A 23838-nucleotide genomic window follows, 5' to 3' on the forward strand; every position below is an offset into this window, starting at 1 on the left:
CTATGAGTGAAAACACGAACGAGAGCATTGATATCAAGGATCTGCTTCGGTTGACCGGAGATACTGTATGCGCCATCGAGGGAGTAAGCTCTCTGGCGGATACCCTTACTGATACGCTTAAGAATCTTTCCGGCATGTCCGGACAGACCCACGGCATACGGATCTCTGAGGATGATGGAGAATTGTCGCTTGACATCAATCTGAACGTCTTTTACCATACGGAGATCCCTGATCTGGCCTGGGATATACAGAGTGCAGTCAAGCAGGCCCTGGAGAGCAAGACAGGTTATAAGGTCGCGAAAGTTGACATCCATGTACAGGGTGTGGAAATGAAGGAAGAAGGAGAAGCATGAACAGAAGAGAAGCCAGAGAAACGATGATGAAAGTATTCTACCAGCTGGATGTGGCAGGAGATTTTCAGTCGTCCTTCGAAGACAGTGTGCCGATGGAGAAACTTGGCGGGCAGGAATCCTACTGCAGAGCGATCTACGAGGCTGTTTGCGAACACAAGGACGAGATCGACCGTATGATCAGTGAGCATAGCATCAAGTGGAAGGTGGAACGCATGGCAAAAACGGATATCGCCACACTGCGACTGGCCACCGGAGAGATCCTCTTCATAGAGGACATCCCCGTCCCGGTGTCTATCAACGAAGCAGTTGAAATGGTGAAGAAATACGGCACCGATCAGTCCCCGAGATTTGTCAATGCTGTCTTGGGTAGTCTTGTTAAGGTCCATGGACAGAAGTGATCTGATCGCCCTGGGGTTTGATACGAGTAATTACCGGACCTCAGTGGCAGCGGTGAGCCTGGACGGCATGGTTATGGCGAACGCACGAAAACTTCTGGATGTGCCGCTGGGGAAACGGGGGCTGCGGCAGTCTGAGGCGCTCTTTCAACATGTCAACAATCTTCCGGCGCTGGTGCGCCAGGTGATGGATGAGTTGGGCGAACGGCGCCGTGCGGTCTGCTGTGTCAGTGCTTCCACAAAGCCACGGCCAGTGGAAGGCTCATACATGCCGGTATTCAACGCAGGCATCACAGCTGCTTCCATGTTGGCAGACACGTTGGATGTACCGATGTATCGGTTCTCTCACCAGGAAGGGCATATAGCGGCGGTGCGGGCAGGAAGCCCGGCAGAAGAAATGCGCCGTTTTGTCTCCTTCCACCTTTCCGGAGGCACGACAGAGGCAGTGTTGGTGGACGAAAGCGGACCGCGGCCCACTTATTCTATCATAGGAGGAACGCGTGACATCTCCTATGGACAACTTCTGGACAGGGTTGCCGTGGCGATGGGAATGGCGTTTCCCGGAGGTGAGGAGATGGATCAGATCGCGCTGTCTACTCCGACCAGCGATGTGCAGCTGCCAAGGATCAAGGTGACCGAAGGGTATTTTCACCTATCCGGACTGGAAAGCCACTGCCAGAGGGTCATCGCTGCAGGGGAGGATTCCAGAGAGGGACTGATCCTGGCTTTGTTTCAGGAGATCGCCGCCTCCATGAAAACCATGATGATACAACTGAAACAGAAGCAACCCATAGAAGGATTCCTGTTTGCGGGGGGCGTTGCCTCCAGTCGGTTCATCCGGGAGCAGCTTTCGGATTGGCCGGATATCGTATTTGGAAATCCTCAGTTATCAGGAGATAACGCCGTCGGGATCGCGTATCTGGGAGGGAGAGCGTATGGCAGTCAGACCCATCAGTGTCTCACAACTGAATGACTATCTGGCCAGAGTGATCGGCACAGATCCGCTATTGAGCAACATCACCGTGCGGGGAGAAGCTTCCGGTGTTAAGTACCACAGCAGCGGGCATATCTATTTTTCGCTGGTGGACCGGGATAGCCAGGTAAGATGTTTTCTCAGTAGAAATAACCTTCGGGTGATGGATTTCCGCCTTCAAGACGGTATGGCACTGGTCATTGGAGGAAGCATCAGCGTCTATAAACAAGGCGGAAGTTACTCCCTGTTCGTGCGGAGCATAGAACTGGAAGGGGAGGGCGCAATGGCCCTGGCCTTCGAGAAGATGAAGAAAAAGCTGGCGGCGGAGGGGCTGTTCGACCAGGCACATAAGAAACCGCTTCCTACATTCCCCAGGCGAGTCGGAGTGGTTACCGCAGAAACAGGAGCTGCGATCCGGGACATCCTGAAGAATATTACCAGAAAGAACGACTTTGTAGATGTGTACTTATACCCTTCCATGGTGCAGGGGGAAGGGGCTGCCGAGACAATTGCGGAGGCTATTCGTCTGGCCAATGCACAGAGAGAACCTGTGGATGTTCTGATCGTCGGCCGCGGCGGCGGCAGTGCGGAGGATCTCAGCGCATTCAACGAGGAGTGTGTGGCCAGAGCGATCTTCGATTCCAGGATTCCTGTGATCTCCGCTGTAGGCCACGAGATCGACTTCAGTATCGCCGATCTGGTAGCTGATGTACGGGCAGAGACTCCCACCGCCGGTGCGCAGATGGCTGTGCCGGATACAGAGGAACTGAGAGGAACCATCGAGGAGTTGAAGGAGACTCTTCTGCAAAATCTGGAGAACACCATGCTGTACCAGCGGCTGAAGATAGAGAATCTGAAGGGTTCTTTGGAGGAAAGAGCACAGCACAGGATCGGAGAAGCCAGGACACAGATCGAGACACTTCGTCTCTTGCTGGAGGAGAACGCACCTCAGAAGATCCTACAGAACGGATACGCGATCGTGGAGGATCCCTCCGGAAATGTGGTGGTGGACGCCGCGGATGTCGCAGCTAATGTCCCTTATAAGGTGATCTTTGCCTCTGGGCATGCATACATGGAGAGAACGGAGAGAGGTGATTCTGATGAATGAAGAGAAAATGAATTTCGAGCAGGCGCTTGCCGAACTGCAGAAGAGCGCGGAGGAAATCAAGTCTCCCAAGTTGAATCTGGAGGATTCTATCCGGTGCTATGAGGAGGGACTGAAGTACTACAGGATCTGCAGTGACATTCTTTCTAAGACAGAACAGAAGATCGAAACCGTCAGAGAAAGACAGGGGGAGTGATTGTAATGAGAGAGAATTACAACGAATACAAGGCCATCGTCGACGAACATATCCTGGACTATATGCCGAACATTGACACACTCAGCCGTTCTCTCTATGACTCTATGAGATACAGTTTGATGGCAGGCGGAAAGAGACTGCGCCCGGTGCTCATGATGGCGACCTGCGAGTTTTGCGGCCTGGACAGCTACGAGGCGCTTCCATATGCCTGTGCCATGGAGTACATCCACACCTATTCTCTCATCCATGATGATCTTCCCTGTATGGATGACGATGACATGCGGCGCGGACAGCCCTCCAACCACATCGTGTATGGGGAGGATATCGCAACATTAGCGGGGGACGGCCTTCTGAATACCGCCTTCGAGGTGATGAACAAGGATCTGTTCATGTTCTTTGACAACGACGAGAAGCTCAAGCGTCGGATCAACGCATGCTATGCAATCACAAAAGCTGCCGGTGTGACCGGGATGGTAGCCGGGCAGGTGGCTGACACAGAATCTGAGAGCAAGGAAGGCTCCAACGAAATGCTGGAGTTCATTCACCTGAACAAGACCGCTGCTCTCATCAAGGCGGCCATCGATGCAGGTCTCTATCTGGGAGGTGCAGATGAGGAGACCACTGCAGATTTTCGAGCCTATGCAGAGAATCTTGGTCTGGCTTTCCAGATTGCCGATGATCTCCTGGATGTGCGAGGAAATGCCGAGGAGATGGGCAAGGCTACCGGGGAGGATGAGAAGAACAACAAGCTAACATATGTTTCCCTTAATGGGCTTGCGGCTGCGGAAGAGAAACTGCACCAGCTTACCAGCAATGCGGTATCTGCCATTGAGGAGTACTATGACAATGCGGAATTCTTCCGGGATCTCGTATTGAAACTGGAGACAAGAACGAAATGACTGATGATAAGAAATACGACTTAACCGGGTATCATTTTCCGGAAGACCTTAAGACGATGGATGACAAGCAGCTTACGCTCCTGTCTTATGCCATCCGCGATTTTCTGGTGGAGAAGGTCTCTGCCACAGGAGGGCATCTGGCTTCCAATCTGGGGATCGTGGAGATCGCTATCGGCCTCCACAAGGTCTTTGACAGTCCCAGGGATCGAATCATATGGGATGTGGGACACCAATCCTATGTCCACAAGATCCTGACAGGACGAGCAGGCGGGTTTGACCATCTTCGGCAGTTTCACGGTATGAGCGGATTCCCCAAGGCCTGTGAGAGTCCCCATGATGCTTATGATACCGGCCATTCCAGCACCTCTCTTTCAGCCGCATTGGGCATGGCGACTGCCAGAGACCTGAAAGGCGAGGATCACGAGGTCATCGCTGTGATCGGCGACGGGTCTCTTACGGGAGGCATGGCCTACGAAGCGCTGAACAACATCGGCACTTCTGGGCGAAAGATCATCATGATCCTCAATGATAACGGCATGTCCATCTCTAAGAATATCGGAGGTATGTCAGAGCATCTGAGCAATCTAAGGACTTCTTCCAAATACCTGGAAGCCAAACGATCCATCAAGAACGGTCTGAATCGTATTCCCAGGCTTGGTCCCAGTATCTCTGACGGTTTGTCCGGTGCCAAAGGAAAACTGAAATATGCCCTCATGGGAGGCGGGGTGGTGTTCGAGGAAATCGGCATCACTTACCTGGGACCGGTAGATGGGCACAACATCTCCGAGGTGATCAACGTGTTGGAACACAGTCGGAACGTAGATGGCCCGGTGCTCATCCATATGATCACCAAGAAAGGCAAGGGGTATCTGAACGCAGAAAGGAACCCGGATCGTTTCCATGGCATCGGTCCCTTTGATATCGATACCGGAGAGCCACTGAAGAAGGGCGGAACTTCCTGGTCCAAGGTCATGGGACGCACCGTGACAGAGATCGCCAGAGACCGTAAGGACATCGTCGCCATTTCTGCAGCGATGGAAAGTGCCACAGGGTTGGGAGCGTTCGACGAGGCGTTTCCGGAACGATTCTTTGACGTGGGGATCGCGGAGGCACATGCAGTGACGTTTGCTGCGGGTCTGGCCAAGGGAGGTATGCATCCTATCTGTGCCATATACTCCTCCTTTCTGCAACGCGCTTATGACCAGATTCTGGAGGATGTATGTCTTCAGAATCTGCCTTGTGTGCTTGCTGTTGATCGTGCAGGCATCGTTGGTGCGGATGGGGAGACACATCACGGGCTTTTTGATATCAGCTATCTCTCTTCCATGCCAAATATGCGGGTGCTTGCCCCCTCCGGCGGGGATGAGCTTGCGGCGATGCTGCGGTACGCGTTCACGCTGGACGGTCCCTGCGCCATCCGCTATCCGAGAGGTGACTGCCGCTGTCAGGAGGGACACAAAGCCCTGTTCGACGGAAGCTCCCGCAGGTTAGAGGAAGCAGGAGAAGTGGATGTGTTTGCGGTCGGAAACATGCTGGAGACGGGGCGGAAAGTGACCAATCTCCTAAAGGAAAAGGGAATCACCTGTGGGCTCGTGGATGTACGGACGGTGAAACCGCTGGATCTGAGTGTGTTGGAACCAACCTGTCATACCATCGTCACGCTTGAGGATGGCGTTCTCTGCGGAGGATTTGGCAGCGCACTTGGCGCTGCTGTTCCGGAAGGGATACGGGTTCTCTCATTTGGATGGCCAGATCGGTTCATCGAACATGGATCGGTAGGGGAATTGTTTGCTCAGTACGGGTTGGACAGCGTGTCGATTACAGAAAGGATATGTGAGGAAATTGAAGGAAAGGCTTGACGTGCTTCTGGTTCAGAAGGGCTTTTTTCCCTCTCGTGAAAAAGCCAAAACATCCATTATGGCCGGCCTGGTCTATGTGGATGGACAGATCAGCGACAAGGCCGGCACCAAGATCGATGTGGATGCAGAGATCACCGTAAAAGGAGACCAGTGTCCCTACGTCAGCCGTGGCGGCCTGAAACTGGAAAAATCCATGACCTCCTTTTCGCTTGATCTTCATGATCGAGTATGCATGGACATCGGCGCATCCACAGGCGGTTTTACCGACTGTATGCTGCAGAACGGTGCTCGCAAGGTCTATGCCATCGATGTAGGCTATGGGCAGCTGGCCTGGAAGCTCAGGACGGATCCCCGGGTGGTCAATATCGAAAAATGCAACGTACGGTATCTGGATACGACACAGATCCAGGAACCCATCAACTTCATCAGCATCGATGTATCGTTCATTTCGCTGCGCCTGATCTTCCCAGTGGCCGCACAGGTCCTGGCAGAGGACGGAGAAATCGTCTGCCTTGTTAAGCCTCAGTTCGAGGCTGGCAGAGATCAGGTGGGGAAGAACGGTATCGTGCGGGATCCTGCTGTTCATGAGGAAGTGATCCGCAGGGTCTGCGGGTACGCAGAGGAGAACGGGTTTGGGATCTACGGCCTGACCTACTCACCCGTCACAGGTGCAAAAGGAAACATTGAGTACTTATTACATATTGGCAAAAAGAAAGATTTGCGTTATAATTTAGATGAAGCACATAACGTGGTTCAACACTCGCATAGCGAGCTTAAGTAATGTTTAATGTAAAGGAGAAAGAGAGCAATGAACATTTCAAAGAGAGTAAACGCGATGCAGTTTTCGCCAATCAGAAAGTTCAATCCGATCGCTATCGCAGCCGAGAAGGCAGGGAAGAAGATCTATCACCTGAACATCGGCCAGCCGGATGTGGAGACACCGGAATGCTTCATGGACGCCATCAGGAACTTCGATGAGAAGGTCATCGCTTATGCAGAGTCCGGTGGCAGACCTGAACTCATCAGTGCGGTCATCGATTACTACAAGAAGTACGACATCGACCTCACACCGGCTGATATCATCGTCACCAATGGAGGATCCGAAGCTCTGAGCATGTCCTTCATCACCATCCTGGACGAGGGCGACGAGGTGCTCATTCCGGAACCATATTACACCAATTACTCCACCTTTGCTCTGATGGCAGGCGGCGTTGTCAAGCCGATTCCGACAGTGGCCGAGGATGGTTATTCTTATTCTGATCCAGCTAATATCGAGGCATGCATTACCCCGAAGACCAAGGCGATCTGCTGCCTGGAGCCTGGCAACCCCACAGGAAACGTGCTGACTCTGGACGAGATGAGAGGCATCTGCGAGCTGGCTGAGAAACATGACCTGATGATCATTGCAGACGAAGTATACAGAGAGTTCGTATATGATGGCAGAACACCGGCTTCCTTCGGACAGCTGAAGGAGTATGCAGACAGAGTCATCATCGTGGACTCCGTGTCCAAGAGATTCTCCGCCTGCGGTGCCAGAATCGGCCTTGCGATCTCCAAGAACAAGGAATTCATGGCGGGCATGATGAAGATCGCGCAGGGAAGACTGTGCGTATCTACCGTCGATCAGATCGGTTCTGCAGCTCTCTTCAGACTGCCTGATTCCTATTACGATGAGGTCAAGGCTGAGTACTGCGGAAGAAGAGATGCAGTTGTCGAGGAACTGAACAAGATCCCGGGGTTCTCCGCTACCGTCCCGGCAGGTGCTTTCTATATGACATGCTCTCTGCCTGTCGATGATATCGAGGACTTCCTGATGTTCCTGCTGGAAGAGTTCGAGGACAACGGTGAATCCGTCATGTTCGCACCTGCTGAGGGCTTCTATGCCACCCCGGGCAAGGGCAAGAACGAGATCCGTATTGCCTACGTGCTCAAACAGGAAGACATGAGAAGAGGTGTTGAGCTGATCAGACTTGGTCTGGAAGCCTACAACAAGAAACTCGGAAAGTAAAGGAATTACAACCACATGAAATTATCCCCTATGATGGAGCAATATAAGAGCATCAAGGCTGACTATGATGACAGTATCCTGTTCTTTCGGCTGGGGGATTTCTACGAGATGTTCTTTGAGGACGCCAAGCTGGTATCACGCCTGCTTGAGCTCACCTTGACAGGAAAAAGCTGCGGCATGGAAGAACGGGCCCCGATGTGCGGGGTCCCGTTTCATGCCGCAGATTCTTATATTGAGAAACTTGTGCGGATGGGCTATAAGGTCGCCATCTGCGAACAACTCGAGGATCCCGCAGAAACGAAGGGTATGGTCAAGCGCGGTGTAGTTCAGGTCGTCACACCGGGCACCGTGACCTCAGGTGCCATGCTCCGGGAAAACGAAAACAACTATCTTGCCTCAGCATTCTTGTCCAAGGAAGGCATGGCACTGGCGTACTGCGATATCTCCACAGGAGAACTTTATGTGACAGAGAAGGACTACGGCGCCAATCTGTTCGAGGACCTGATCAATCAACTGGTCCGCATCGACGCCAGAGAGGTGCTGATCAATCAACAACTGGAGGATGCTCAGGGAGAAGGGACTATAGACGATCTGACAGGTGCGTTCGTTCATACGATGCCTGACCCCTATTATTCAAAAAAAGCGGCCACAGACGCTATCAGAGCTCAATTCGGAGATGTATCCCTCACAGCTCTGGGACTGGAAGGCAGAGAACTTGCCATTCTTACCATCGGTGTGCTGTTGTCCTATCTTTTTGAGACACAGAAGCAGAACCTGGAGCAGTTGACCAACTGCCGTTATTATGAGATTGGAAACCATATGACTCTGGACAAGGCTACCATCCGTAATCTGGAGCTGACAGAGACATTGTATGATAAAACGACCCGGGGATCGCTCCTCTGGGTACTTGACAAGACTTCCACCGCCATGGGCGGGAGGAAAATGCGCCAGTGGCTGCGGGAACCACTGAACGATGCGGCGGAGATCAACCAACGACTTACAGCTGTGGAGACGCTTGTGGAAGATCCGCTTTTGCTCAATAATCTGGTGGAAGCCCTGAAGCATATCTACGATTTTGAACGACTGGCAGGACGGATCGCTTCTGGAAACGCCAATGGTAAGGATATGATCGCCCTGCGAAATTCCACAGGGTATCTGCCGGATCTCCGCAGCGATCTTGCGAACACCGGCGCACCATTGCTTCAGCAGCTGGCCGCGCAGATCGCCGATCTTTCCCCGGTGCATGACCGCATCCAGGATATGATCGTGGAAGAACCCCCATATACAGTCAAGGAAGGCGGGCTGATCCGTAACGGCTGTTCTGCAGAACTGGATGACCTGAAAGATTCTATCAAGGACGCCAAGCAGTGGATCGCAGGACTGGAGAACAGCGAGAAAGAACGCACCGGGATCCAGCACCTGAAGGTGGGCTACAACAAGGTCTTTGGATATTATATTGAGATCAGTCGTTCCAATCTGGACATGGCACCGGAGGAGTATGTCCGCAAACAGACTCTGGTTGGCGGCGAGCGGTTCATTACCCCGGAACTGAAAGAGAAGGAAAGCCTGGTCCTGAATGCAGAGACCAAGATCAACAAGCTGGAATACGATCTGTTCACAGAGCTGCGAAAGGAGATCGGCACCCATATCCGTGAGATCCAGGAGACTTCGGCGGCAATTGCCGCTCTGGATGTGCTCTGTGCTTATGCCACTGTCAGTGGCAGACTCGGTTACACAAAGCCCGTTGTAGATGACAGCCTGAAACTGGAGATTCGCAGTGGTCGTCACCCTGTGATTGAGCAGACAACGGAGCAGGGGATGTTCGTCGCCAACGATACCTATATGGACGAAGAAAAGCAATCCATGTTGATCATCACCGGTCCTAATATGGCTGGCAAATCCACCTATATGCGCCAGACAGCGTTGATCGTGCTGATGGCGCAGGCAGGATGCTTTGTGCCTTGCGAGAGTGCCAGAATCGGTGTCTGTGACCGGATATTCACCCGAATCGGAGCCTCGGACAACCTGGCGCAGGGGCAGTCTACCTTCTTCGTGGAAATGAGCGAACTCGCCTATATACTGCGGAATGCAGGGCCTCGCAGCCTGGTGATCCTGGATGAGATCGGACGGGGGACCAGCACCTACGACGGTCTTTCCATCGCCTGGTCGACAGTGGAGTATCTCTGTAACGAGAAAAACAGGATCCGCACCTTGTTCGCCACCCATTATCATGAAATGACAGCTCTGGAGGAGAGCCTTCGCGGGGTGGTGAATCTGAACGTGGATGTTTCGGAATCAGGAGGGAACATCGTATTCCTTCACAAGATCGTTCCCGGTTCTGCCAGCAGAAGCTACGGTGTACACGTGGCCAGACTGGCAGGAGTTCCGGAGCAGCTTCTCTCCAATGCGGAGAACAAACTGACCCAACTTGAGAACGAAGGGCGAGGCAGTCGGGTAGAACAGGCGTTCGCCAGAAAGGAAGAGGATGTCCAGCAGATCTCTTTCTTTGCGGAAGGGCCGAATCCTGTGCTGGAGCAGCTGAGAAAACTGGACCTGATGGAGGTAACTCCCTCCAAAGCCATAGCCATATTGGAAGATCTGAAGGAAATGTTAGATGATTAAAGTACTATCCAAGAATGTAGCTGATAAGATTGCGGCAGGTGAGGTCATAGAGCGGCCGTATTCCGTGGTGAAGGAGCTGATCGAAAACGCGGTGGATGCAGGCGCGGATGTCATCACCTGCGAGATCCGAAATGGCGGCAAGACCTTTCTACGGGTAACGGATAACGGTCGGGGTATCCCGGATGAAGAGACGGAGACTGCCTTTCTGCGCCACGCGACCAGCAAGATCGAGAAGGTGGACGATCTGTCCTCTATTACCAGTCTTGGCTTTCGGGGAGAAGCGTTGGCGAGCATTGCTGCGGTTTCCAGAGTGTCGCTGATCACCAAGACAGCAGAGGCCCGCATGGGTACCAGGCTGACGTTGCACGGGGGAGAGATCATCGAACACGCCCAGGTGGGCTGTCCGGAAGGGACCACTTTCATCGTGACAGACCTGTTCTATAATACGCCGGCACGCAGAGAATTCCTGAAGACAGATCATGCCGAAAGCAGCCCCATCATCGAGTTCATGAGCCAGATGGCCATCGCCTATACTGGCATTCGGTTCCAGCTTATGAACAACGGGAAGCTCGTCTTCAGCAGCCGGGGAGATGGCAATCTACGAAATACCATCTTGTCCGTCTATCAGCAAAAGGAATACAGCCAACTTGTAGATGTGGAATACGAGGGAGATGGGGTGCACATAGAAGGGTGCATTTCCCGCCCATCTCTATCCAGAACCACCCGGCGGGACCAGACCTGTTTTGTCAATGGGCGCATCGTGCGGAGCAAGGTCATAGACAAGGGGATCACCCGGGGCTACCGGGAGCGTCTGTTCGAAGGGCGCTATCCTGTGATCTTCCTGTTTATCTCTATTGCACCGAATACCATCGACGTAAATATCCACCCCAACAAGAAGGAAATCCGTTTTCATGACGAACAGGCGATGACAGCGCATATAGCATCTGCTATCCAACAGGCTCTGGCCAGCGATCAGGCTATCGTCGAAGCGACAGACACCCGCAGGGATTATGCGGTCCGGCCTGAGGGAGGCACGTCCAAGGTGGCCGAATCGCCATCGAGAGTCGTCGCTGTCCACAAAGACTTCCGACCCGAGAAAACTGAACAAGTAGATATAAAATCAATATTGTCAACTATGAGGCAGGAGCAAGAAGAAGCAAAGGCAGAAACGGTGACAGAAGAATCGGCGAAGATATCTCTGCCTGCTCAGGGGCCACAGCGGCCGGAGAAGCCACAAATCACCATCCAGCCACCTGCCAATATCCCCTTTGATATCAACGCGCTTCAGGTAACAGGGAACATTTTTCACACGTATATTACAGCTACAGATGAGAAAGCGTTCTATCTGATCGACCAGCATGCCGCTCAGGAGCGGGTGTTTTACGAACAGCTGGTGGGAGAATATCTGGCGGATGACAAACCTAGCCAGACCATACTGACTCCATTGTTGCTGGATGTTCCCCTGGAAGTTCGCGAAGACAGTTATGACTGGCTGGATTCTTTGAGGGATATGGGATATCACATCGAAGAGTTCGGACCTGGCTCCTACATTATCAAGGAGATCCCGTATTTCATGGAGATCACTGAGGCCGAAGACTTCGCCAAGGACTTTGTGGACAGGATCCGAGAGAAGGACGATCTTCAGAACACTGTAGTGATCAGCAAGTTGATCACTACATCCTGTAAGCGATCCGTGAAAGCACATGATGTTTTATCCATGCGTGAGATGACCGATCTGATGGCACAGCTGGCTGAATGTCGCAATCCCTTCTCCTGTCCCCACGGAAGGCCGACGATCGTACGTTTCTCGGAATACGAGATTGAGAAGATGTTCAAGAGGATACAATGACACTGGCTATGGAAACGAAGACCCTGATTGCGATTTGCGGGCCTACCGCAGTAGGAAAAACTGAATACGCTATTCGGGCAGCCCGAGCACTGGACGGGGAGGTCCTCTCCTGCGACTCCATGCAACTATATAAGTATATGGATATCGGAAGTGCCAAACCTACGCCAGAAGAACGTGCGCAGGTACCGCATCATCTGGTTGACCTGATCGATCCTGCAGAGGAATTCTCCGTAGCCCGATATGCTGCTCTTGCGGAAGAGGCGTTGACAGGCATCTGGGATCGAGGAAAGATTCCCATCGTGGCCGGCGGTACTGGTCTCTACCTGAATGCACTCCTCTATAAGATGGATTTCAGTGCTCCGCCCGGTGACCCTGCACTGCGCCAGGAGTTTTATGATCTTGCTAAACAGGAGGGGGCGGAAGCACTGCACAGAAGGCTTTGTGTCCTGGATCCTGAGGCGGCGAAACGTATCCACCCCAACAATATCAAGAAGGTGGTCCGCGCCTGCGAAGCAGCGATGCTGGGGAATCCGGTGAAGGATTTCGCTACGGAACCGGTGCGCCGCACAGATCGGCGGTCGATATTGCTTTGTCTCACCAGAGATCGCGAGGAACTCTATGACCGCATCAACCAGCGTGTGGATGTGCTGATGGAGAAAGGCCTTCTGGAAGAGGTTCAGGGATTGCTGGCGAGCGGTCTTACAGAGAAAGATATCTCCATGAAAGGGATCGGATACAAGGAGATCATCGGATACCTGGAGGGAAATTACGATCTGGAGGAAGCAGTACGTCTGATCAAGCGGAACACCAGACATCTGGCCAAACGCCAGCTCACCTGGTTCAAACGATATGCGGATATGAAATGGCTCAACATTTCAGAATACAGAGATGAGGAAGAGAGTATTGGGGAGATGATTCGATGGCTGGAGGAAGCACTAAGAAAATAAAGATACACAACAAGAGCGACAAGCCGGACAACGTGGTAGCACGGGAGCATGAGATCACAGAGAAATGCAAGAGAATCGAGGAGGAACTGCCACGGTTCCTGCGGGGTTTTTTCGCCTACCTGAAAGGAAATGTGCTCCCTATGACTCGTCTCGCCTATCTGCAGGACATACGGTTTTTCATGCAGTATCTGATCCGAGAGACGGCGCTTACGGAGGCAAATGAGACCAAGGAAATCAAACTGACTGAATTGGCGCAGGTCCAGGCGGTGGATGTGAATATGTTCATTGACCACTGCCGGCAGTATACCGTGGAGACAGAGGATTCCATCACGGTCTATGAGAACCATAACAAGACACTGGCACGCAAGAAATCCTCTCTGTCTGTCATGTTTAAGCAACTCTACAGGGACGGCCTCTTGGACAAAAACATCACCGACGGGTTCGATCCTATCCGTGTACAGAAGGTGGAGGAGCGAGAAATCAAAGCCCTTCAGGACGACGAGGTGATGGTGATGCTGGATGCTGTATCCACCGGACAGGGGCTTACCCCTCACGAACGATCCTACTGGGAGAAAACCAAGAAACGGGACAAGGCGATCCTCATCCTGTTTCTCACCTACGGGCTTCGGCTTTCTGAACTACAACAGCTAAATATCTCCTCCTTCAACTTCAGCCGAGGAGAGTTCAAGATCTATCGGAAACGGGGCAAGGAATCAATCATGCCCATGAACGAGTCCGTCACCATGGTGATCCATGACTACATCAACAACGAACGTCGCACGGAAGAAGAACTCCTGGAGGAAAACCGTGATGCGCTGTTCCTCTCTCTTCAGGGAAAACGCATGACCCAGCGACAGATACGGGAGCTGGTGAAGAAATACACCTCTATCGCACTGAAAACTTCCCGAGGCGCAGGTTACAGCCCCCACAAACTGCGTGCTACCGCTGCGACCAGTCTGATAGGACGTGGAAATTCCATCTACGATGTGGCGGCCCTCCTCGATCACGAGCAGGTGACCACCACCCAGCTCTACGCCAGGCACAAAGCAAACGTCAAGCGGAACTTGGTCAATGATATGGAGTGGGAAACGGAGCGAATCGAATCACTTCCAAACAAGAAGGATGAATAGACATAAAATTTATATAGACAACAAGGAGAGTGAGCGGAATGGAAACATTTGATTATATACAGGAGGCTTTCGGCGTAGACAAAACCGTGCTGGAGCATGTAGAACGTGCAGAAAGCACACTGGCTGCCCGGTTCCAAGACCACGACAGGATCCGGCAGATCAACCAATACAAGGTGATCAGGGCTTTTCAGGAACACCGTTTGGCAGATATGCATTTCGGATGGAATACCGGCTATGGCTATGACGATGCCGGACGTGAGGAAACGGAGCGAATCTACGCTGAGATCTTTGGTACAGAAGCAGCGCTTGTACGACCTACCATCGTCAATGGCACTCACGCACTGGCGGTGACCCTCCTTGGGATTCTCCGGCCTGGAGATGAGATGATCTACTGTACGGGCGGCCCTTACGATACGCTGGAGGAAGTGATCGGCATACGAGGAGAGAACAAGGGTTCTCTTAAGGACTACGGGATCTCTTACAAGGAAGTAGAGCTGTTGCCAGATGGGAATATCGATCTAGATGCTCTGGGCGCTGTCATCTCAGACAAAACCCGCATGGTCTGCGTCCAGCGTTCCACCGGATATGCCTGGAGGCGTGCCGTCACCATTCCGCAGATCCAGGAATGGGCAGCGTTCGTACACGAGATCGATCCTTCTATTATATGTATGGTGGATAATTGCTACGGCGAGTTTCTTGATACGAAGGAGCCTACGGATGTAGGGGTTGATGTGATGGCAGGTTCGCTCATCAAAAATCCAGGTGGCGGCCTGGCACTGTCCGGCGGTTATGTGGCGGGACGCGCTGATCTGATCGAACAGGTCTCCTATCGAATGACCTGCCCTGGAATCGGCGGCGAGTGTGGACTGACCTTCGGACAGACGAGAGCTGTGCTCCAGGGTATGTTCCTGGCACCTTCTGTGGTCAACGGGGCGGTCAAGGGAGCATTGCTCTGCGGACATGTGTACGACGAACTGGGATACAGAACCTGTCCCGGACCTCTGGATACCCGCAGTGATATCATTCAGGCGGTGGAACTGGGTTCTGAAGATGCCGTGGTCGCCTTCTGCCGCGGGATTCAGGCGGCAGCACCGGTGGAGAGCTTTGTGGCACCGGAGCCATGGGATATGCCGGGCTATGAGGACAAGGTCGTCATGGCTGCGGGCGCCTTTGTTCAGGGCTCCTCGATAGAACTTTCGGCAGATGGTCCGATCCGCCCTCCTTACATCGTGTATTTTCAGGGTGGCCTGACCTATGATCACAGCCGACTGGGTGTGATCATGTCTCTGGAGCATCTGCGTAGGGCAGGGTGTTTATAATGAAAAGGAAAGAGAAGGGGAGGGAACGATGGCGAAAATGGATCTCCATTCTCAAGTTGGTCCTACTGACTGCTATCATCGTAATTGTCCCTCTATATGTCTACTTTTTCCAACGGGATCTGATCTCAGAGTTCCGGAATTACGAAGAGATCGTCCGGAAACTTCGCGGCTACGGAATCTGGAGTGTATTCATCTACATGTTGGCCCAGACTGTCCAGATCGTTATCAGCGTGCTCCCGGGCCAGGTATTCCAATTCGCCGCCGGAGCGGTATTCGGATTTCTGCCTGGACTGCTGATTTCCATCGCCGGTGCGGCCATTGGTGCAACCGTCACTTATTATCTGGCCAGGTTTCTGGGACGGGATGCTATGCACCTTCTGTTTGGGGAGGAACGCGTGCAACACTACGTGGAACGGCTAAACAGCGAACGAGCGTACGTGATCGTGTTCCTGATCTATCTGATTCCTGGCCTGCCCAAGGATCTGGTCTGCTACGTTGCCGGTGTATCCGAGATGAAATACAAGGCGTTCCTGCTGCTTTCCACCGTCGGACGCATTCCCGGTATGTGTGGAAGCCTTCTGTTCGGTCATATGTTCATACAGGAGAACTACACCGGGATGGTAGTGGTCGGCGTTGTGGTAGTCGTGATTCTTATTTTATGCCTGATATTTCGTGAGAAGCTGCGGTCGCTTGTGGATCGTGCTTACAAGAAACTATCCGAATGACGAACGTTTGTCGGATAGTTTTTAAAATTGAGAACAAATGTTCAAATAGGGGATTGACAAAGAACAGATATTCTGCTATCATACACTTACGAACAGATGTTTGGGGGTGTTGAAGATATGAAGAAATATAGAATCAAGTCACATTTCAGGTTTATCACATTTCTGGTAGTCATGATCCTGTTGCTTGCATATCTAACAGCAACCTTGCTTGGAATGACCGTGGCAGATAGCGCTGATCAGGCAAGTTGTTCTTACAGGACTGTTACAGTGGCATCTGGTGATTCGATCTGGTCGATAGCGGAATCCTGTACAGATGGTCAGGATATCCGGCGAGTTGTGTATGACATCCAGGAGATCAACGGACTCGATGATTGTGTAATCACGACTGGGGAGCATCTCAAGATCCCAGTTTATGATTGATCCCATATGAATTGTATTGGTGATTAGAGATTAATGTGAAGATCCGGTTCCAACAGTACGTTGGGAGCGGATCTTTGCACATTGGGCCTGATATAAAAGAATACCCATAGCGATTCTTTTGGGAATAGTTAAATGGAATAAATAGACCTTGTAAGCGGACGACCCACAGGTCGACCAGGTAGCAGAAAAACGCTTAGAAACGAAAATAGAGGGCCTGTTTTTCGTGGTTTTAATACTAACTATTCCCAAAATTATGATTTTAGGAATAGTTGTGTCTGTTTATAGATAAGAGGAGAACACGATCTGTTCTCTTCGATGTGCTCCCCTCTTTCTGATGATTGTGTTTGGTTTTGATTACACTCTTGATTTTCTGACAAGCTCGTCGGTTTCTCTTGCGATGACCAGTTCTTCGTTGGCTGGAATGACCATGACCTTGACCGGAGAATCGTCCGTGGAGATCATGGCTGTGTTGCCGACACATTCCTCGTTTCGGTGCTGATCGATCTTAATACCCAGATTGCCCATGTTCAGGCAGATTCTGTTACGCATCTCTGCAGCGTTTTCGCCGATTCCACCAGAGAATACGATGGCATCTACGCCGTTCATCTCAGCAATGTATGCACCGATGTAGTTCCGAACTCTTCTGGCGAAGATCCGGATAGCGATCTCTGCTCTCTTGTGCCCTTCTGCTGCAGCGGTTCTCAGGTCTCTGAAATCGCTGGACAGACCGGAAACGCCCAGTAAGCCGGACTTGGTATTGAGAATGTCAAGTACCTCGTTGTCGGACAGTCCGGTTCTGTTGCAAATGGTCTTCACGACGGATGGATCCAGGTCTCCGCAACGGGTCCCCATGACCAGACCCTCCAGCGGAGTATAGCCCATGGAGGTGTCGATGCATCTGCCGTGTTTGATAGCGGATACAGATGCTCCGTTTCCGAGGTGGCAAGTGATGAGCTTCAGATCGTTTACGTCGATGTTCATCATCTCGGCAACCTCCGCAGCCATGTATTTATGGGAGGTTCCGTGGAATCCATACTTACGGATGCCGTACTTCTCATAGAACTCATATGGGATCGCATACAGATACACTTCCGGACGCATGGTCTGATGGAACGCAGTGTCGAATACAGCGACCATAGGAACGCCAGGCATCAGCGATCTGCAGGCCTCAATACCATCCAGGTTTGGTGGATTGTGAAGTGGTGCCAGTTCGATACAATCCTGCAGCGCCTTAATAACAGAATCACTGATCAGGACAGAATTGGCGTATTTCTCACCGGCATGTACCACACGGTGTCCAATTGCGTTGATCTCGTCCAGTGACTTGATAGCTCCCTTATCAGGATCCACGATAGCATCCATCACGTGCTGGATGGCATCCTTGTGGTCTTTCATGGGTGTCTCGATCACAAACTTGGTCTCGCTTCCGTCTGCTTCCGGTCTCTTCTGGGTCAGAATGGATCCCTCAATACCGATTCTCTCCACCAGTCCTTTCAGGAGCAGTGCTTCTGTTTCCATATCTAACAACTGATATTTAATCGAAGAACTTCCGCAGTTAATGACGAGTACTTTCATAGCGCCTCTCTTTCTCTCGTTCAGAGATGTCGATCTCCTTTGTGGTTGGTATAATTGTCAGAATAATTTGCATTATCCTAACTTATATAATACACAATTTTATCGCTTCAGTCAACTGGCCTTGGCGATATTTTAGAGACCTCTACCTCTAGGATGCGGGCGGTGTCTGTTCCTGATATAATAAACCAGCAACATGGTTAAGAGAAGTGTACTCGAAACTGCAAGTATGACAAGGTAAATGCCAAAATGGCCGTTGTCTCCTGTTTGTGGAGAATAGATCGCGGTTCCTTTCTTTGACGATCTGTTGGAGTTCTTTTGGCTGGGCTTCGGTGCACTCACAATCTTTTTCTTTACAGTCTGCGCCGCAGATTCCGAATCTGTATGGGATACCATCAATGCACCTTCGAGAAACATCTCTTCGAACGCTACAAGATCCCCCTTGACCTTAGCTGCATCTACAGTAAAGGTAACCTTTTCTTTTCCTGTTCGACGCAATGGTGTAAATGTGCGGACCACCTGGTATGGGGCGCCTTCTTTTTCCAGCAAACGCCCGGTTCCTTTGTCGTACAGGGCACCCTTGATCGTATAGGTGGCTCCCGGGATCAGGTTGCTGTAATTTAGAGTATCTGTGATGGAGACTCTGCCCTTCTCCGGAATCTCATTACCATTCTTGGATCTGGCGTCTGTCTGCAATGTCGGTACCTGGTCATTGACGAAAGCAGAGACATGCTCCGACGTTAAGGAGGAAGCATCGAAGGGCGTTACTTGGAACGTGTCTTTTACTCTGCTTATATCTGCTGCCTCTGACGGACTCAGGACTCGAACATCTCTAGCGATCGTTCCAACGGGTACGTCACTTTTGATCACATTCTCACCCTTCTTGATATGGCGGAGTATCCTTTCCATGAGAAAATTTCGGAGCATCGGATCATCGATCAGATAGCCTGCTGAGGAGAGCCGATATTTCTGCACAGAATTCCCCGTTTCCTCCGAGACGTTGAGGTGGGTGATATCCAACCCGTGATTGAGCATCTGCTCAAAACAGAGCTCCCCTGCCCCATTCAATTTATCTGAAGGAGAACGGCCAAGGTTCCTGGTCCAGAGTTCTTTCAGATGGTTCTTCTCCTCTTCGCTGAAGGAGACATGATCACCGTGCTCCCATATGAACGCCTCCTGCATTTCATAGTAAGCCTCCTTCCCGGTCAGAGGGTAGACCTTCCAGTCCGTGTTTTCTGAACTCCAGTTGCCGGTTTCGTCCGTTATGATTCGATAGCATTCTTCCGATGTCGGTTTTCCATCTACATAGTAAGTCCTTTCCCCGGTGTTAGGATCGATCTTTGTGCCCTGGATCAGTGTACCATCCTTATAATACACATGGTCACTGTGCCCATCGAAGGCGCTGATGTTCCCCCGTGCATAGAGGTTAAACTCAACATCCTTCTGGGGTTGCTGCTCGACCAAACCGGCTTCGTTTTTGAATGTGCGGTGCTTGGTGAGACTAAGGACTGTGTTTTGCGGCGTGTTGTTCCTGGAAATCGTGATCCGGTAAGATTTCTTTGGATCACTGGATGGCCTGGCATCCTGTATCTCTGTGATCGCATATGCATCCTCTCCCATCTCTTCTGTTTTTCGGACCGTTCCATCGATCCCGACCTGCAGCGTAATAGAGGCCTTTTCCTTTGGAAGATAGTAGCCTGGCGCCGGTTTTGTCTCCGTGATCCTGTAGTAGCCGGCAGGGATATCTTCGAGCACCGCTGTCCCCTCCGTATCTGTAGTCAGTGTCTGGCTGAATCCTTTGGCAGTTCCGTGCTCCCGACTATCCACGGAAGCGATCTCAAAGGTGATCTGATCACTTCGAAGTGTGTCATTCGAGAAGTGCTTCAACACCCTGTCGTCAGATCTTTTCTGTAGTTCCAATCGGATTCGGTATCGTTTGTTGACAATGGGCCCGGTGCTCCCATTGTCGCTGAGATGCACGGTCTTCCCTTGTTCGATCTGGAATGTAAAAGGCGTCATCAGCCTTGCAACGCCGGCATCACTGCCTGCACTGGTCTGCTCTATCCTGTAGGAGCCTTTTATGAGATCACCGGAAATGACCTTATCTCCGCTTTGGGTCAGTGTCTGCGCATACTTGCTTCCGTGGGAAGCAGCCTCATTGAAGCTGGCATACCTGGTGTTCCACACACGAAAGGAGGCACCTTTCTCAGGAGTGGACTCTCCATTCTTTCCATGAGCTACTTCGGTCACCTTGGATAGTTCACACTTCCCACAGCTATCCTCCACATAAAGCTTGTAGACGGCGCCACCCGTCTGTTCGTATTTTGAATAAGCGCCCGCGGAAGACCAGGCCAATACGACATAGCGTCCGGTACCATCTGTCCCTTTTCCTATGCAGGAAACGTATACGGTGTCACCGTCATCTTTCGTCTTCCCATCATCCATATGCCGACACCAGCCGGCAAGCCAAAGATTTGTCTTATCCTGATCGATCTCGTCTGTACGGATATCCAGGGACACCTTCCTTGTACTGTCTATACCGGCTCCCTTGTTGGCTAAAGTAGCATCACTGTCGACCAGGCTCGGCTCCCCGTCGATATGCTCAGGAAATTGAAAGGCAAAGGTGATCGCACCATTGCGCTTGTCGTCGCTGTTAACGAACTGGCGCTGGTAGTGTTCACCGGCAGCGTTTTCTTGCCTGGTGGAAGAGTACGAGAGAAGGTGTGTCCTGTAGTATCCCATCCAGTCATATAGTGTCCTCGATCCATCCACACCCCCGTATTTGCGCAAGGGATCTCCCTTTCCGTCTTTTTCGGGTATTTCAAGCTTTGTGTCCTTATTTATACCAGTGGAGCCCGCGGAAGTGGCGTGTTTGGTCGCATCGTTGCCAATCGCATAAGAAAGGATCGCCCATCCCGCTGATTTGCTGGAAGCTGCATGGAGATATTTCATTGAATTTGCCATGAAACTGTTCTGTCCGCCGCAGGCATCGATCAGTTCATCCGTGTGTACGTTATACTTCATAGAGCTGCCGGACACATCCTTACTCCTGTATGACCCTCGCCAGCCAAGATACATTTGATCATAGATGTCACCGTCTTCATCAGCGATATAAATGTTCTTTCCGGAAGCTGTCTTGAGGGATTTCATGTCATCGTGGAGAATGGTATCTGCCGCATAGGTATACATATCCTCCAGTACGTTAGTTCCTTTCGACTTCACCCATCCAAGGACACTCTTCTGCTTCAACATGATCGTGATTCCCGAGAGTACAGACGCAGATTCCGCAATGCGAATGGCGCCGGTATCCTGATCATAAGAGAATTGTCCGTCGTCCAATGGAGCGTAGGTTCCGTTCAACGTGATGACAAAGTCGTCTTTGGTGAATCTGGCTGGATCCTTCACAACAGGCGGAAGCAGTGTGGTGACATCCAGCATGTTGTTGACAAGCACATCCCGATAGTCGTACCCCCGGCTGCTCTCATCGTTGTTGAAAACGAGAACAGGAACAGTTTTGCTATAATCTGGGTCCCCGTTGTCTCTTGTATGAGCGGGCATTTTGTAGGATGTCTGGATCGCCACAGTGGAGGACTTGTCGAACAGCGGTTGTTCTGATTTTGGACGCTGGAAGTACTTTCTCGCGATATAAAGGATTGAGGTTTTCCTGTCAAAATAGACGTCCTCCAGTGTTTCATTAGCATTGTTGTTGTACACGACATCCACTGCATATGGGGACAAAGCATCGTTTCCAAGGTTTACATCCGGCAGTGCAACGCAGTAGTCGCTGGTCGGATCTACATCATAGATCAACGTGTAATAGTGCATGCCTGCGATCACGTTGCTGTGCCCGGGCCCTTCCTCGAGGTCTCCCCCCTCTTCCCTGGTATACGCTGCATTGGAGCGGGCATAGGTCAGCGGGCTTGCAAAGGCGTCCAGGTCAACATCCTTTACATATTTTCTGTTAAAATGCCCAGAGATGTACTGTCCGTTAAAAAATTGATCTGCGATGGGCAATCTGGAATGAGGCTTCTGATATACCGCAGAGTTATTCCCTGTCAGTTCTGCCCCTGGCTCCGGCTCTTCAGTTCTTTCCTTCATCTCTGGAGTCTTCTCAGATGTGCCGTAGGCAGGGAGCACGATCCCTGCGGTCATCGTAACCACCAACAGAACGGCCAGCATCAGAGTCCAAAGTTTAAGATTTTTCGTATGCATAGTTTTCCTCCCCATTTTTCTTTCAGTTTTCTGAGCATTATAGATATAGCAATTGCCATCGAGAACGGTATACCGACCATCGCTTTGTGCTTCGGGTCTTGATGATCGTTGGCGGATGCATGCCCCTTATGAGGTGGGGATACGAGTCCTGATGAGGACTTCTCCTCGTCTCCTTCCTCCTCTGCATCGATATCGGAGACGCTGGTGAGGGCGTTGTCATCAGTGGGGATGGCTTTGTACGTGGTAACGAATTGGTCCCCTCTGTTCGTGTTCATCTGCGTATCGACCTGAAATCCATCCTCTGTCATATGAATAAGGCAATTCTCTGTGACGTCGGCTCCGTTGTGTCTGACCCGAATGGAGTCCTGCTCGATCTTCGCGTTGCCAGACGTGAGTTTTTCCGTGAGTTTGACATGATTGAGCGGCTTTGTGATCGTTGTGGAACTTGTCCGAAGTACAGCCTTATCCTGATGTTGAACAGTCGGCTTCTGAACCGGTCGCTCTATCGGCTCTGTGTTCTTAGGCGGTTCAATTATTTCCTGCACTGTTTTTGGTTCGGTCGCGGCAGAAACTTCGTGTTTCTCTCGCTCCCCAGATGGCGCTGGTTCTTCCGCAGAAGAATCGGATACTGTTCCATCCTCCACGTTCGTTCCATTCCCTTGTTTCGGTTCTGTTTCTGGAGCCGTTGTCTGCTCCGGTGGCCTGAAGTCTTCCGTGACTTCTGCCATGAGCGGTGTGTGAAAGCTGGCTCCTGCCTGATATAGACCATAACTAAGAGAAACCCCGGCGTTTCCTGACACATGGATAGTCGGCAGAGGTTTTCTGTGGATGAGGATCCGCACTTCTGTTTCTTCCTTCGGATCCAGGCGCTTCACTGCCAAACGGTAATCACAGAGAATTGGAGACTGCATATTCAGATCTTCGGTCTTATATACATACAGATTCTCTATGTTAAGCACAACCTCCTGGTCTCCGGAAGGCAGATCAAAAAGAAGAGTCTCCGGGTCTGCGGAGAGATCCTCTGCTCCGTTGAGCCTGTAGACCGGAGCATGCTCCTCGCATTTGGTTGTATCGGCTATGTAATCGTATTTCATCGGTATGAGAATGCCCTCCTGCAATTCATTGTCCCTGGATTCCTCCAGTCCTGTATCCCCAAATACCTGAAGCGGGAGTAACAGAACAGCAATGAAAAGTGTGAGACCAAGAAGCAATCTCTGTAGCTGACGATCGTTCATGATTTCCCCCTTTGTGTCT

The 23838-nt window shown here is 51.5% G+C and carries 19 protein-coding genes; 16 read left to right on the top strand and 3 right to left on the bottom strand.

The window, feature by feature from the left end:
* Positions 1–2: 2 nt before the first annotated feature.
* The 16 genes from P156_RS12640 to P156_RS12645 all read left to right on the top strand — a co-directional run bounded on the left by P156_RS12640 (position 3) and on the right by P156_RS12645 (position 16800).
* Positions 3–353 carry an Asp23/Gls24 family envelope stress response protein gene (locus tag P156_RS12640; protein WP_027868741.1) on the top strand — a complete coding sequence of 117 codons (351 nt, stop codon included), beginning with the start codon at positions 3–5 and terminating at the stop codon, positions 351–353.
* Complete coding sequence (nusB, locus tag P156_RS0102170; RefSeq protein WP_027868742.1) at positions 350–751, top strand: transcription antitermination factor NusB; 402 nt, start codon at positions 350–352, stop codon at positions 749–751. The genes P156_RS12640 and nusB overlap by 4 nt, the downstream gene beginning before the upstream one ends.
* Positions 738–1721 carry a hypothetical protein gene (locus tag P156_RS11220; RefSeq protein ID WP_034802094.1) on the top strand — a complete coding sequence of 328 codons (984 nt, stop codon included), beginning with the start codon at positions 738–740 and terminating at the stop codon, positions 1719–1721. Before nusB ends, P156_RS11220 begins: the two co-directional genes overlap by 14 nt.
* On the top strand, positions 1684–2829 hold the full coding sequence (xseA, locus tag P156_RS11225) for an exodeoxyribonuclease VII large subunit (RefSeq protein WP_051600533.1): 1146 nt from the start codon (positions 1684–1686) through the stop codon (positions 2827–2829). Before P156_RS11220 ends, xseA begins: the two co-directional genes overlap by 38 nt.
* Positions 2822–3022 carry an exodeoxyribonuclease VII small subunit gene (gene xseB / locus P156_RS11230; protein ID WP_034802721.1) on the top strand — a complete coding sequence of 67 codons (201 nt, stop codon included), beginning with the start codon at positions 2822–2824 and terminating at the stop codon, positions 3020–3022. The genes xseA and xseB overlap by 8 nt, the downstream gene beginning before the upstream one ends.
* A gap of 5 nt (positions 3023–3027) precedes the next feature.
* Positions 3028–3921, top strand: a complete 894-nt coding sequence (locus tag P156_RS0102190) for a polyprenyl synthetase family protein (protein WP_027868743.1) — start codon at positions 3028–3030, stop codon at positions 3919–3921.
* Complete coding sequence (dxs, locus tag P156_RS11235; protein WP_051600535.1) at positions 3918–5780, top strand: 1-deoxy-D-xylulose-5-phosphate synthase; 1863 nt, start codon at positions 3918–3920, stop codon at positions 5778–5780. Before P156_RS0102190 ends, dxs begins: the two co-directional genes overlap by 4 nt.
* Positions 5755–6561 carry a TlyA family RNA methyltransferase gene (locus P156_RS0102200; RefSeq protein ID WP_369770376.1) on the top strand — a complete coding sequence of 269 codons (807 nt, stop codon included), beginning with the start codon at positions 5755–5757 and terminating at the stop codon, positions 6559–6561. The genes dxs and P156_RS0102200 overlap by 26 nt, the downstream gene beginning before the upstream one ends.
* Before the next feature lie 27 nt (positions 6562–6588).
* Entirely contained in the window at positions 6589–7788 is a 1200-nt protein-coding gene (locus tag P156_RS0102205; RefSeq protein WP_027868745.1) for a pyridoxal phosphate-dependent aminotransferase, read from the top strand.
* Positions 7789–7818: 30 nt separating this feature from the next.
* Positions 7819–10410: a DNA mismatch repair protein MutS gene (gene mutS, locus P156_RS0102210; RefSeq protein WP_242838685.1), complete on the top strand. Its 2592-nt coding sequence runs from the start codon at positions 7819–7821 to the stop codon at positions 10408–10410.
* Positions 10403–12259, top strand: coding sequence for a DNA mismatch repair endonuclease MutL (mutL, locus tag P156_RS0102215; RefSeq protein ID WP_027868747.1), 1857 nt, complete (start codon positions 10403–10405; stop codon positions 12257–12259). The genes mutS and mutL overlap by 8 nt, the downstream gene beginning before the upstream one ends.
* On the top strand, positions 12256–13206 hold the full coding sequence (gene miaA, locus P156_RS0102220) for a tRNA (adenosine(37)-N6)-dimethylallyltransferase MiaA (protein ID WP_242838686.1): 951 nt from the start codon (positions 12256–12258) through the stop codon (positions 13204–13206). The genes mutL and miaA overlap by 4 nt, the downstream gene beginning before the upstream one ends.
* Positions 13179–14336 carry a tyrosine-type recombinase/integrase gene (locus P156_RS0102225; protein ID WP_027868749.1) on the top strand — a complete coding sequence of 386 codons (1158 nt, stop codon included), beginning with the start codon at positions 13179–13181 and terminating at the stop codon, positions 14334–14336. Before miaA ends, P156_RS0102225 begins: the two co-directional genes overlap by 28 nt.
* Before the next feature lie 38 nt (positions 14337–14374).
* Positions 14375–15655: a methionine gamma-lyase family protein gene (locus tag P156_RS0102230; protein WP_027868750.1), complete on the top strand. Its 1281-nt coding sequence runs from the start codon at positions 14375–14377 to the stop codon at positions 15653–15655.
* Positions 15655–16380, top strand: a complete 726-nt coding sequence (locus P156_RS0102235) for a TVP38/TMEM64 family protein (RefSeq protein ID WP_027868751.1) — start codon at positions 15655–15657, stop codon at positions 16378–16380. Before P156_RS0102230 ends, P156_RS0102235 begins: the two co-directional genes overlap by 1 nt.
* A gap of 117 nt (positions 16381–16497) precedes the next feature.
* Positions 16498–16800, top strand: coding sequence for a LysM peptidoglycan-binding domain-containing protein (locus tag P156_RS12645; protein WP_051600537.1), 303 nt, complete (start codon positions 16498–16500; stop codon positions 16798–16800).
* A gap of 354 nt (positions 16801–17154) precedes the next feature.
* Here the strand turns inward: P156_RS12645 and P156_RS0102245 are convergent, their stop codons facing one another.
* The 3 genes from P156_RS0102245 to P156_RS0102255 all read right to left on the bottom strand — a co-directional run bounded on the left by P156_RS0102245 (position 17155) and on the right by P156_RS0102255 (position 23819).
* A complete protein-coding gene (locus P156_RS0102245; RefSeq protein WP_027868752.1) occupies positions 17155–18375 on the bottom strand; it encodes an acetate/propionate family kinase in 1221 nt (406 codons plus the stop codon).
* A 132-nt stretch (positions 18376–18507) separates the two neighbouring features.
* Positions 18508–22584, bottom strand: a complete 4077-nt coding sequence (locus tag P156_RS0102250; protein WP_027868753.1) for a VaFE repeat-containing surface-anchored protein — start codon at positions 22582–22584, stop codon at positions 18508–18510.
* Positions 22551–23819 carry a hypothetical protein gene (locus P156_RS0102255; RefSeq protein ID WP_027868754.1) on the bottom strand — a complete coding sequence of 423 codons (1269 nt, stop codon included), beginning with the start codon at positions 23817–23819 and terminating at the stop codon, positions 22551–22553. The genes P156_RS0102250 and P156_RS0102255 overlap by 34 nt, the downstream gene beginning before the upstream one ends.
* Positions 23820–23838 lie beyond the last annotated feature (19 nt).

The organism is Eubacterium sp. AB3007 (assembly GCF_000688015.1).
Classification (GTDB): domain Bacteria; phylum Bacillota; class Clostridia; order Peptostreptococcales; family Anaerovoracaceae; genus Aminicella.